This is a genomic window from Streptomyces sporangiiformans, from assembly GCF_005768555.2.
GTDB classification, from domain to species: domain Bacteria; phylum Actinomycetota; class Actinomycetes; order Streptomycetales; family Streptomycetaceae; genus Streptomyces; species Streptomyces sporangiiformans.
Map to the genome: position 1 here is coordinate 1 of NZ_VCHX02000278.1, position 11,376 is coordinate 11,376.

The 11,376-nt window shown below is 69.5% G+C and carries 8 protein-coding genes and 1 pseudogene; 6 read left to right on the forward strand and 3 right to left on the reverse strand.

The features are described from left to right. Positions 1-72 precede the first annotated feature (72 nt). Positions 73-1,236, forward strand: coding sequence for an AI-2E family transporter (locus tag FGD71_RS36145; protein WP_119104786.1), 1,164 nt, complete (start codon positions 73-75; stop codon positions 1,234-1,236). Here FGD71_RS36145 and FGD71_RS36150 read toward each other — a convergent pair. After that, positions 1,197-3,326 (reverse strand): annotated as a pseudogene (locus tag FGD71_RS36150) (SpoIIE family protein phosphatase); the annotation flags it as partial. The gene FGD71_RS36145 and the pseudogene FGD71_RS36150 overlap by 40 nt on opposite strands. A 219-nt stretch (positions 3,327-3,545) precedes the next feature. Here FGD71_RS36150 and aspS point away from each other — a divergent pair. The 4 genes from aspS to FGD71_RS36170 all read left to right on the forward strand — a co-directional run bounded on the left by aspS (position 3,546) and on the right by FGD71_RS36170 (position 8,600). Further along, positions 3,546-5,309 carry an aspartate--tRNA ligase gene (gene aspS, locus FGD71_RS36155; RefSeq protein WP_119104780.1) on the forward strand — a complete coding sequence of 588 codons (1,764 nt, stop codon included), beginning with the start codon at positions 3,546-3,548 and terminating at the stop codon, positions 5,307-5,309. Positions 5,310-5,490: 181 nt separating this feature from the next. Further along, positions 5,491-6,414: an intradiol ring-cleavage dioxygenase gene (locus tag FGD71_RS36160; protein WP_420878382.1), complete on the forward strand. Its 924-nt coding sequence runs from the start codon at positions 5,491-5,493 to the stop codon at positions 6,412-6,414. Between the two features lie 217 nt (positions 6,415-6,631). Continuing rightward, positions 6,632-8,002: an MFS transporter gene (locus tag FGD71_RS36165; RefSeq protein WP_119104782.1), complete on the forward strand. Its 1,371-nt coding sequence runs from the start codon at positions 6,632-6,634 to the stop codon at positions 8,000-8,002. A gap of 157 nt (positions 8,003-8,159) precedes the next feature. Next, a complete protein-coding gene (locus FGD71_RS36170; RefSeq protein WP_181359340.1) occupies positions 8,160-8,600 on the forward strand; it encodes a hypothetical protein in 441 nt (146 codons plus the stop codon). A gap of 32 nt (positions 8,601-8,632) precedes the next feature. Here FGD71_RS36170 and FGD71_RS36175 read toward each other — a convergent pair whose 3' ends face one another. Further along, a complete protein-coding gene (locus FGD71_RS36175) occupies positions 8,633-9,343 on the reverse strand; it encodes an aminoglycoside 3'-phosphotransferase (protein WP_240436942.1) in 711 nt (236 codons plus the stop codon). Positions 9,344-9,541: 198 nt separating this feature from the next. Further along, positions 9,542-10,399: a hypothetical protein gene (locus tag FGD71_RS36180; protein ID WP_119104784.1), complete on the reverse strand. Its 858-nt coding sequence runs from the start codon at positions 10,397-10,399 to the stop codon at positions 9,542-9,544. A gap of 307 nt (positions 10,400-10,706) precedes the next feature. Here FGD71_RS36180 and FGD71_RS36185 point away from each other — a divergent pair, with 307 nt between their 5' ends. Continuing rightward, the gene (locus FGD71_RS36185; RefSeq protein WP_119104785.1) at positions 10,707-11,333 is read left to right on the forward strand and encodes a hypothetical protein; all 627 of its coding nucleotides are present in this window, start codon (positions 10,707-10,709) and stop codon (positions 11,331-11,333) included. Positions 11,334-11,376: the final 43 nt, after the last annotated feature.

The window sequence follows — 11,376 nt, forward strand, 5'->3', positions numbered from 1 at the left end:
CCGTCACCCGGGCGGGCCGTCCAGCAGGACGGCCCGCCCGGTGCGTGGTCGGGTGGAGGGGTGGTGCAGCCCCTGCTTCCCGAATCCGCCCGGCTCCTTCCCGAACCCGTTCGCCGACTGGCCGCCTGGTGTGTCGTCCTGCTGCTGGTCACCGGTGTGGTGGTGGTCGGGATCCGGCTGTGCGCGGAGTTCAGGACGGCCGTGGTGCCCGTGCTGCTCGCCTTGCTGGGGACGGCGCTGCTGGGGCCGCTGTACCGGCGGCTGGTGAGGGCGAAGGTCAACCGGTCGGTCGCGGCCGGGCTGACGTGCACCGCGGTCGTCGGTGTCGTCGGCGGGGCCGCGTACATCGTCGTGGCCGCCCTGATCGACTCCGGCGACGAGATCATCTCCTCGCTGAAGCGGGCCGCCGAGTCACTGGCCGAGTACTTCGGGGCGGCCGGCACCTCGCTCGACGATCTGGCCTCCAACGCCAAGGAGCTGCTGAGCAATTTCGGCGGTACGGCGGCCTCCGGCGTGATCAGCGGGATCAGTGTCGTCGGCGAGGCGATCGCGATGGCCGTACTCGCGTTGCTGCTCGTCTTCTTCTTCCTGCGGGACTCGCACCGGGCGACCGGCGTGATGCGCGCGCTCGCGCCCGGGAGGTCGGCCGACTCGGTCGAGGTGATGGCGCGGCGTGCGTACCAGGCCGTCGAGGGCTTCATGCGCGGGACGACCTTCATCGCGTTCATCGACGCGATCTGTATCACCGTGGGGCTGCTGGTCCTGGACGTCCCGGGTGCGGTCGGGCTCGGCGCGCTCGTGTTCGTCGGGGCGTACATCCCCTATCTGGGGGCGGTTCTCTCCGGCGCGGTGGCGGTCCTGGTGGCACTCGCCGACCGGGGGTTCGTGATCGCGTTGTGGGCGCTGGGGGTCGTGCTGGCCGTGCAGGTGCTGGAAGGGCATGTGCTGCAGCCGATGATCCAGAGCCGTATGGTCCGGATGCATCCGGCGGTCGTGATGCTGACGATCACGGCCGGAGCCTCGGTGGCCGGGGTCCTCGGCATGCTGTTCGCCGTGCCGTTGACGGCGGCGGCGTTCGGGGTGGTGGCGGAACTCCGGGACCGTCACGCCCCGCCGAGCCCGCCGGACACCGCGGAATCCCCGTCCCCGAAGGAGCCCCGGAAACCTCCGGCGTCCCCCGAGCCTCCGAAGCCGTCCGGTCCGCCGGAGCCCCCGGAGTCTTCCGGGGGCTCATGAAGCTCGAACCAGATGCTCTTTCCCTCACCCCGCGGATCCACCCCCCAGGCGTCCGCGAGCACCTCCATGAGCACCAACCCGCGCCCGGAGGACGCCAGTTCGCCGGGATGCCGCTTGTGGGGCAGGTCGTCGCTGGCGTCGGTGACCTCGACCCGAATCCGACGGGAACCGTGATCGCCGGTCATCTCGGCGACGAGCAGCGCGTCGGCGTCGGTGTGCACGAGTACGTTCGTGACCATCTCCGACAGCAGGAGCACCGCCGAGTCGACCTGGTCCTCGGAGGACCAGTCGTGCAGCAGCTCGCGCAGCTGGTGGCGGGCGCCCGCGACCCGCTCCGGCTCGGCCTGAGCGACGGTCAGCACGGTGCGGCGTACGGCAGTCCGGGGCGTCGTGGTGTCGTCGCAGCCGCAGCCCGCGCCCTGCCGGCACAGCAGCAGCACCGCTATGTCGTCCTCGCGGCGATCCACCAGTGGCCCGGTCGTGTGGTGTGAGGAGGGCCCGTGCACGGCCTGGACCAGCGTGTCGGCGAGTTCCTCCAGGTCGCCTTCGTGCCCCTCCAGGATCTTGCGGATCCGCTGCCATCCGGTGTCGAGGTCGTGCCCGCCGGTCTCGATGAGCCCGTCCGTGCAGATCAGCATGGTCTCGCCGGTCTCGAGGGCGAGCCGCGTCGTCGGATAGTCGGCGTCCGGGTCGATGCCCAGCGGCAGCCCGCCCGCGGTGGGCCGGGTCAGCACCGTGCCGTCGGCCATGCGGATCGCCGGGTCGGGATGCCCGGCGCGGGCGATGTCGAGGACGCCGGTCGTCGGGTCGACCTCCACATACAGGCAGGTCGCGAAGCGCAGGTCCGTGATCTCCTCGTCGTACGTGATCCCGTACAGGAACCGTGAGGCCCGCGACAGCACGGCGTCCGGGCGGTGCCCTTCGGAGGCATACGCCCGCAGCGCTATGCGCAGCTGGCCCATGAGACCGGCGGCGCGTACGTCGTGGCCCTGGACGTCGCCGATGACGAGGGCGAACCTGCCGGTCGGCAGCGGGATCATGTCGTACCAGTCGCCGCCGACCTGCAGGCCGCCGCCGGTGGGCACGTACCGGGCGGCCACGGTCATGCCCGGGATCTGCGGTCCGAGGGTGGGCAGCATCGAGCGCTGGAGGCCGTCGGTCAGCTCACGCTCGGACTCGGCGACGCCGGCGCGCGAGAGGGCCTGCGCCAGCATGCGCGCCACCGTGGTGAGGACGGAGCGCTCGTCCGGTGTGAAGGAGACGGGGTACGAGAAGGCCGCCATCCACGCGCCTATCGTGTGCCCCGCGACGACGAGTGGCAGGAAGGCCCAGGAGTGCCGTCCGAAACCCTGGGCGAGCGGCCAGGCGGTGGGATAGCGCTTCCGGTAGTCGCCCGGCGAGGAGAGGTAGACGGCACGGCCGGTGCGGACGACCTCCGCCGCCGGGTAGTCCGTGTCCAGGGACATCGCGGAGAACGGTGCCTCGTCGCCGGGCCCGTGCCCGTGGTGTCCGATCAGTGTCAGCCGGTCGCCCTGCACGCCGAAGACGGCCAGGCCGTCCGGCGAGAAGCCCGGCATGGACAGGCCGCCCGCGACCCGCAGCACCTCCTCGGTGGACCGTGCCTCGGCCAGCGCGCGCCCCGCGTCCAGCAGAAACGCCTCGCGCGAGCGGCGCCAGTCGCCCGTGACGGGCGTACGGGCGGCGGCGCCCGGCGGCGGCTCCGTGACCTCCTGCAGGGTGCCGACCAGCTCGAAGGTGCCGGTGACGGCGTCGACGATCGGTTTGGAGCGGCTGCGGACGGTACGGATCACCCGCCCCTGCTCGTCCATGATCCGCAGCCGGGCCTCGGCGAGGGTGCCCTCGGCGACGGCGAGCTGCACGATGCCGTCGATCTCGTTCCAGTCGACCGGATGGAAACGGGAGCGTACGCCCGCCTCCGTCAGGGTCACCGGCTCCGCGGGCAGGCCGAGGAGCCGGGCGGCCTCGGCATCGAGGCTGACCTTCCCCGCGGCGTCGTCGAAACGCCACATGCCGGTCGCGAGAGCGGCCAGGACATCCCCCACCGAGGGAAGGGGATCTTCGGTGCGCATTGCCCCACTCTATGGAGAGGTCAACGAAGGTTGCCACTGAGACGGGAGGGCGTTACGTGCCTGCGACCATTGCGGCCCGTGCGGGACGGGGCGGGACCCTGTGTGACGGTGCGGAACCGTCGCCGGAACTATTGCGAACAGCGATCTTGGGGCGGCCGGTACGCTTGGGAGAGTTTCACGTGAAACAGACCCCGATCCGCGAAGACTGGATGAACGACGATGCATCGGTACAGGTCCCACACCTGCGGCGAGCTCCGCGCCTCTGACGTCGGCAGCGACGTCCGGCTGAGCGGCTGGCTGCACAATCGCCGAGACCTGGGCGGCATCCTCTTCATCGATCTGCGCGACCACTACGGCATCACGCAGCTCGTCGCCCGTCCCGGCACGGCCGCGTACGAGGCCCTGGACAAGGTCTCCAAGGAGTCGACGGTCCGCGTCGACGGCAAGGTTGTCTCGCGCGGCGCCGAGAACATCAACCCCGAGCTGCCGACCGGCGAGATCGAGGTCGAGGTGGGCGAGGTCGAGCTGCTCGGCGCGGCCGCCCCGCTGCCCTTCACGATCAACGCCGAGGACGGTGTGAACGAGGAGCGGCGTCTGGAGTACCGCTTCCTGGACCTGCGCCGCGAGCGCATGCACCGCAACATCATGCTGCGTACAGCGGTGATCTCCTCGATCCGTCACAAGATGGCGGCGATGGGCTTCAACGAGATGGCGACCCCGATCCTGACCGCGACGTCCCCCGAGGGCGCCCGCGACTTCGTGGTCCCCTCCCGCCTGAACCCGGGCAAGTTCTACGCCCTCCCCCAGGCGCCGCAGATGTTCAAGCAGCTGCTGATGGTCTCCGGCTTCGACCGCTACTTCCAGGTCGCGCCGTGCTTCCGCGACGAGGACGCGCGCGCGGACCGCTCGCCGGGCGAGTTCTACCAGCTCGACGTCGAGATGAGCTTCGTGGAGCAGGAGGACGTCTTCCAGCCCATCGAGCAGCTCATGACCGAGCTCTTCGAGGAGTTCGGGGGCGGCCGCCATGTGACGTCCCCCTTCCCGCGCATCCCGTTCCGCGAGGCGATGCTGAAGTACGGCTCCGACAAGCCGGACCTGCGGGCCCAGTTGGAGCTCGCCGACATCACCGACATCTTCGAGGACTCGGAGTTCAAGGCCTTCGCGGGCAAGCACGTACGGGCGCTGCCGGTACCGGACGTGTCCTCGCAGCCCCGGAAGTTCTTCGACCAGCTCGGGGACTTCGCGGTCTCGCAGGGCGCGAAGGGCCTGGCGTGGGTGCGGGTGGCCGAGGACGGCTCGCTGACGGGCCCGATCGCGAAGTTCCTCACGGAGGGGAACGTCGCGGAGCTGACCAAGCGCCTGTCCCTGTCGGCCGGCCACGCGGTGTTCTTCGGCGCGGGCGAGTTCGACGAGGTCTCGAAGATCATGGGCGCGGTGCGGGTGGAGGCCGCACGGCGGGCCGGCCACTTCGAGGAGGACGTCTTCCGCTTCTGCTGGATCGTCGACTTCCCGATGTTCGAGAAGGACGAGGAGACGGGGAAGACCGACTTCTCGCACAACCCCTTCTCCATGCCGCAGGGCGGCATGGAGGCCCTGGAGACCCAGGACCCGCTGGACATCCTGGCCTGGCAGTACGACATCGTCTGCAACGGCGTCGAGCTGTCCTCCGGCGCCATCCGGAACCACGAGCCCGACATCATGCTCAAGGCCTTCGGCATCGCGGGCTACGACGAGGAGACGGTCGAGCGCGAGTTCGCGGGCATGCTCCGCGCGCTTCGCTTCGGCGCCCCTCCGCACGGTGGCATCGCGCCGGGGGTCGACCGCATCGTCATGCTGCTCGCGGACGAGCCGAATCTCCGCGAGACGATCGCCTTCCCGCTCAACGGCAACGCCCAGGACCTGATGATGGGCGCGCCGACGGAGCTGGACGAGGCCCGTCTGCGCGAGCTGAACATTTCGGTACGGAAGCCGCAGCCGAAGTAGTCGAATCAGCTCCTGACACACGAGGTGGCTCGGAACCGACGCCGGTTCCGAGCCACTTTTCGTGTGCTCACAGGGATGCATGGAAACCCACAGTGCGTACCCATGTTCCTGACAGGTGCCGTCCCTATGGTCTCGGCTCATGACTGGGACCGAGACTCAAGGACCGAAGCACAAACGGAACATGACGCGGCGCAACGTCGTCGTGGCGGGCGGCGCGGCCGTGGCGGCCGTCGGTGCCGGCGGCGGCATCGCGGTGAACGCCTTCGCCGGCGAGACGAGCAAGGGCGGCGACGCCGCGGGTTCGTCCACCTCCTCCGGTGCTTCGGAGACGTGTTACAAGCTCACCTCGGAGACCACCGAGGGCCCGTACTACATCGACGCGGACAAGATCCGTAAGGACATCACCGAGGACAGGGAGGGCATCCCGATGACCCTCCGCATCAAGGTGATCGACTCGGAGACCTGCAAGCCGATCCGGAACGCCGCCGTCGACATCTGGCACTGCGACGCGCTGGGCCTCTACTCCGGCTACGAGGACCTCTCCAGCGGCGGCGGTGGCGGCGGTACCCCGCCCAGCGGAACGCCCTCCGACGTCCCGTCCGGTACGCCGACCGGCGCTCCGCCCGGGGGCGGCGGTGGCGGCCACGAGGAGCCCACCGACGACAAGCGCTACCTGCGCGGCACCTGGAAGACGGACAAGAGCGGCTTCGTCACCTTCAAGACGGTCTTCCCGGGCTGGTACCGGGGCCGTTGTGTCCACATCCACACCAAGGTGCACGTCAACGGCGAGTGGACCGACGCCGGTTACGAGGGCGGCAACACCTGCCACACCGGCCAGTTCTTCTTCGACGAGGAGTCGGTGCTCGCCTCCGCCGAGGTCGAGCCGTACTCGACGTCGACGACGGAGCGTACGACGCTCACCGAGGACACGATCTACGACCAGAGCGGCACGACCGGCGGCCTGCTCAAGCTCAAGTACCAGAAGAAGAACATCGCCAAGGGCGTCGTCGGTTCCATCACGGTCGGCGTGGACCCCGAGGCGACCCACGAGGGTACCGATGACGCGGTGCAGCCGGGCGCTTCGGCGTCGGCTTCGGCGAGCTGACAGCCGTACGGCCGGCCGGTTGACGGCGGTCGTACGTGGACGGGCCCGGGAAGGTGGCGATTCCGGGCCCGTTCGCCGTGTGCGTTCACCCCATCAGTTCACATACATGATTACATGGTCGACCCATTGACCCGGAAGATGCGCCTCCGTAAGGTTCCCCAGGTTCCCGCGTACGTGATTGCTGTTCACGTATGTGCACGACCGAGGGGAGACAACGATGTCAGAAGTCGTGATGCCCGACGCCGAGCGGCGTGCGGTGAGCAAATTCCTGCGCCGCATGCTCCCGATCCTGGTTCTGATGCTGCTGATCAACCAGATGGACCGGACGAACGTCGGCTTCGTCCAGGACGAACTGCGGGCCGACGTCGGGGTGAGCGCCACCGCCTACGGTCTCGGCGCGGGCCTGTTCTTCATCGGGTACGCCCTGTTCGAGGTGCCGAGCAACATGCTCCTGGAGCGGTTCGGCGCCCGCGTCTGGCTGACCCGGATCATGATCACCTGGGGTCTGGTGATCGTGGCGATGTGCTTCATCCAGAACGTCATGATGTTCTACGTCCTGCGTTTCCTCCTCGGCGTCGCTGAGGCCGGCTTCTTCCCCGGAGTGCTCCTCTACTTCACCCAGTGGCTGCCCGACTCCAGCCGGGGCCGGGCGAGCGCGATCTTCCTCGGCGGCTCGGCGACGGCGTACATCGTGACCGGACCGATCACCGGCGCGCTCCTCGAACTGCACGGTGCGGGCGGATTCGCCGGCTGGCGCTGGATGTTCGCGCTGGAAGGGGCCTTCTCGATCGTCGTCGGTTTCGTCGCCGGCTTCTTCCTCGTCTCCCGCATCGAGGACGCCCGCTGGCTCACCCGGGAGGAGAAGGACGCGCTGAGCTCGGCTGTGGCCCGTGACGAGGCGGCCCGCAGCCGGGCCCCCAAGGTGTCGCGGTTCAAGCTGCTGCTGCACCCCCAAGTCGCCCTGCTGACCACCGTCTTCTTCGCGATGGCCCTCACCGGGTACGCGATCACCTTCTGGCTGCCGAGTCTCGTCGAGGAGATCGGCGGGCTGTCGTCGTTCGAGGTGGGACTGCTGTCGGCGATCCCGTGGATCTGCGCGGTGATCGCCATGTACTCGATGAGCCGCTTCACGGACCGCGCCCGGGACCGCCGCCCCTATCTCGCGCTCGCCCTCGTCCTGTCCGCGATCGGCACCTTCCTCGCCACCCTGGGATCCCCCTGGTTCGGGCTCGCCGCCATCACGCTCGCCGCGGTCGGCGGGAAGTGCGCGGCCACCCTGTTCTGGCCGATGGCGCAGTCCGGTCTCGATCTCAAGATCGCCGCACCGGGTCTGGCCGTGGTCAACTCCATCGGAAACCTTGGCGGTTTCGTCTCTCCCACGCTGTTCGGCTACCTCAAGGACACGACCGGTACCACGCACGGTGGCCTGTACACGCTCTCGGCGGCGTCCTTGCTGGCGGTGCTCGGCGTGGCCCTGATCCGCAGGAGCGGCGGCGGTACGAAGGCGGACCCGGGCGCCGGTTCCGGTTCTGGCTCCGCCCAACTCGCAAGGGAAAAGGGCCAGGTGGCGACCGGCGAGACACGGTGAGACCGCCGGAACCTGCTGAGTCCCGCTGGGGAAGCCATCAGCTGACACACAGGATCCTCGTCGGATGCGCACAGCGGCAGGGCGTGTGATGGGAGGTGCGGGGTAAGGACATCCCGCAGGACCCAGCACAGCAAACGCCGGAGGAGGCCAGGAGGTCATGGGAGTCACCGTGCTGCTCGCCTTGCTGCTGATCGTCGGAGCGGTGGTCGCGGTCGTCGCGCAGCGCCGGTCGTGCCAGGCGCACGCGCATGGCCTGTCCGACCTGGACGCGGAGGCCGACGCCAACCGCTGGGTGGTGCGGCTCGGCGGAAGCCTGTCCGCCCTCGATCTGCGCAGGCGGGCGGCGGCCGACAAGGCCGCGACGCAGGCGCTGTCGCAGGCCTCCGAACGCCTGCGCACCGCCAGGGACCAACTGGCCACCGCCCGCACCGCCGCCGAGTACGCGCTGGTGAAGCGGACCGCCATCGAGGGCCACCACCACGTCCGCACCGCCCGCACCGCCCTCGGCCTCGACCCGGGTCCGTCCCTCCCGGACCCGGGCCGAGCGCGGGACTCCGGCCGAACGCGGGACCGGCGGGCTCTCGTCCGGACGCGGTAGGCGAGGTCTGGCACTCGGACGGGCAGCCCTTCTCAGGTCACGTTCCACAGGCGTAGGTAGTAGTCGGTCCGACGTGGATCGGGGGCTGTGCCGTAGGCGTCGAGGAGGGCGTCCTCCCAGCCCGGGCCGTAGTTCATCTCGGTGCTCCAGGTGGCGACGGCCAGATCGGCCCAGCGGTCGGCGACTCCGAGGGCGCCCAGGTCGACGTGACCGGACCAGGAACCGTCCTCGTGCAGCAGGGTGTTCGGCACGCAGGGGTCGCCGTGGCATACGACGAGGCGGTCGATCGGGGGCGGCTCGGGCAGGTCCGCGGGCACCTCGACGCCTGCGTGCCGGGCGACTTCCAGGCGGTGATCGACAGTCCAGCTGAAGGGGCAGTCGGTCACGGGCAGCCGCTCGTGCAGGGCTCGTAGCCCGGCTCCCAGGGCGCGTACGGCTGTAGCGGGATCCTGCTTCCACCGGGGGGTGACGGCGCTCTCGCCGGGAAGTTCATGGGTGACGAGCCAGGTTCCGCCCTCGTCGGCCCCGTGGTCCCGGACACGAGGTACGGGGGTGAAACGGCCGGCCCAGCGCAAGCGCTCCGCCTCGGCGGCCAGGTCCAGTCCGGAGTCCGGCGGCGACCATTTCGCGAACAGCCGTCCCTCCCCGTCGTCGCCGATCCGGAAGGTCAGGCCTCCCAACTCGTTCTGCCACACGGGCAGCAACGGCCGGTCCCCGGCCAGGGCGGCAATCGACGCGGGCACGCGCACGGTGGGAGACGGTGGTCCGGAACAGGGCGTGCGGGGTGTGAGGGGCTCGGAGGACATGGGCGCATGGTCGCCCGCGCATCGCGTCGTGAGCGAGTGGTTTTCCGCAGCGGCGAGTAGCGGCGAGGCAGCGGCGATCCGGGCCGCCGCTCTGCGTGACGAAGGCGTTCTGGCAGCGGTTGTGCGTGGCGCTGGTCAGGCAGCCGGGTCGTTCTCGGGCCCCTCGGTGAACAGTTCCTCGGCCTTGGTGACTGTGCGGGACCGTTCCAGCCAGAGGTCGAGGCGGTCGAGGTCGGTGCAGGTGGTGATCCGTTCGCGCAAGTCGTCATGGATGGGGATGCCACGCGCCTCCAGCACGTACAGGATCCCCTTCGCCTCACCCTCGGCCTTGCCTTCGAGTTTGCCTTCGAGGTAGGCGGTCTCGCGGACCGTTCCCCGGCCGGGGAAGTAGGTGACGAAACTCAAGATTTCCCTCCATTTGTCTCCGGCTGGGGTGCCCCGCAGGTTGATTTCAAGGAACTCGTAGACGTAGTCGGCTGCTCTCCCATCCCTCTCCTGGAGGGCATGGCCCATTGCTTCCAGTATGGCGTCGATCTGCGGGCTGCGGGCATGTGCCAGGGCGGAGAAGGCCGCCATCGCGAGGTTGTCCGCCGCGGTCCTCGCGTCGGTGATCACCGGTAGGTTGTCCGGCCCGATGACCATGGGATACGTCCGCTGCGTTGTCCAGCCGCGGGCCCCGCAGTCGAAAGGTCCGGTCGCCCACTTGGCAGTGGCCCGGTCCTGGCAGACCACGAGCAGAAGCACCGGCAGGCGGTACTTCGACTGGAGGTACGCGACGTAGTACGCCCAGCTCGACTCCTTGTCCGCGCTGCGTGCACTTTGCGACTCGATGGCGAGCAGGAAGTCATCCCCGTCGGACGGGCCGATGCGCAGCACGGTGTCCACGCGGCGCTCCAGCGGCTTGGTTTCCGTCACGTCGGGAGTCAGCGCGTCCACGGTCGCCTTCCCCGGGAACGCGATGCCCAGCACCCCGGGGACGGAAGGAACGTTCATGCCGCCCCGTATCCCTGGAATGCGTCGCCGGACCGAGGCCGCCGGGGACTCATACCGGATTCACGAACTGCCTTCCGTAGCCGCCGATCGGCCTGCCGGTTCTCCTTGGCCGGACCCGGACCCGGGGCCGAGGCGGGTGGCTGTTGCGGTGCGGTGACACAAGGGACGTAGCTGTGACATAGGCGGGCACAACGGGTCCGGGTGGTGGCGGGTCGTATGAAGCGTGGTCCGGCTCGTGCCTTGCGAGGGCGCACCGGACCGGCTTGACCAGCCATCACCGAACGACCGACAACACCATGGGGGAATCATGAACGTTCGCACTCGAGGTACCCGACGTGTCGCGGCGGCTCTGGCTGCGGTGGCGGCCGGAGTCGCCGTCGCCGCGGCTGCTGTTCCGGCGGCCGCCGCGGCGGCATCCGACACGCCGCGGTACCTGGAGCCGGGCGAGCTGCCGCCGCACCCGACGTCGCCCTGGTACGCCGGTCCCGTCACGCCCGGGCAGCCGGACCCGCTGCCGGCCTGCGGGGGCGCACCGCTGCCGTCGATCGCAAGCCATCGCTCGTACGGGACCGAGTACGACACCAACGCCCTGCAGGTGACGGTGGTGGAACGCAACGAGCAGCGGGCCAAGGAGTTCGCGGCCCTGCTGCGCAAGGACCTCGCCGGCTGCGCCAAGAAGCTGATGCGGCAGGACCCCGAGATCACCGCGACGCAGAAGTACTACGGCAAGCTGAACGTGGAGGAGGGCGCGCATGTCTACGGCATCCACACCACCCACTCCACGGTGGGGACTTCTGACATCAGCCTGTACTCGGTCGGCCGGGACGGGACGACCGTGACACTCGTCAGGTGGGCGCAGATGGGCAACTTCCAGCACGCCCAGGTCGCGGACTTCAAGAACACCACCGTCACGGCAGTCAACAAGCTCTACTGAACGCCTACTGAACAGCGCGGGCGCCGCGGCCGGTCAACCCTGC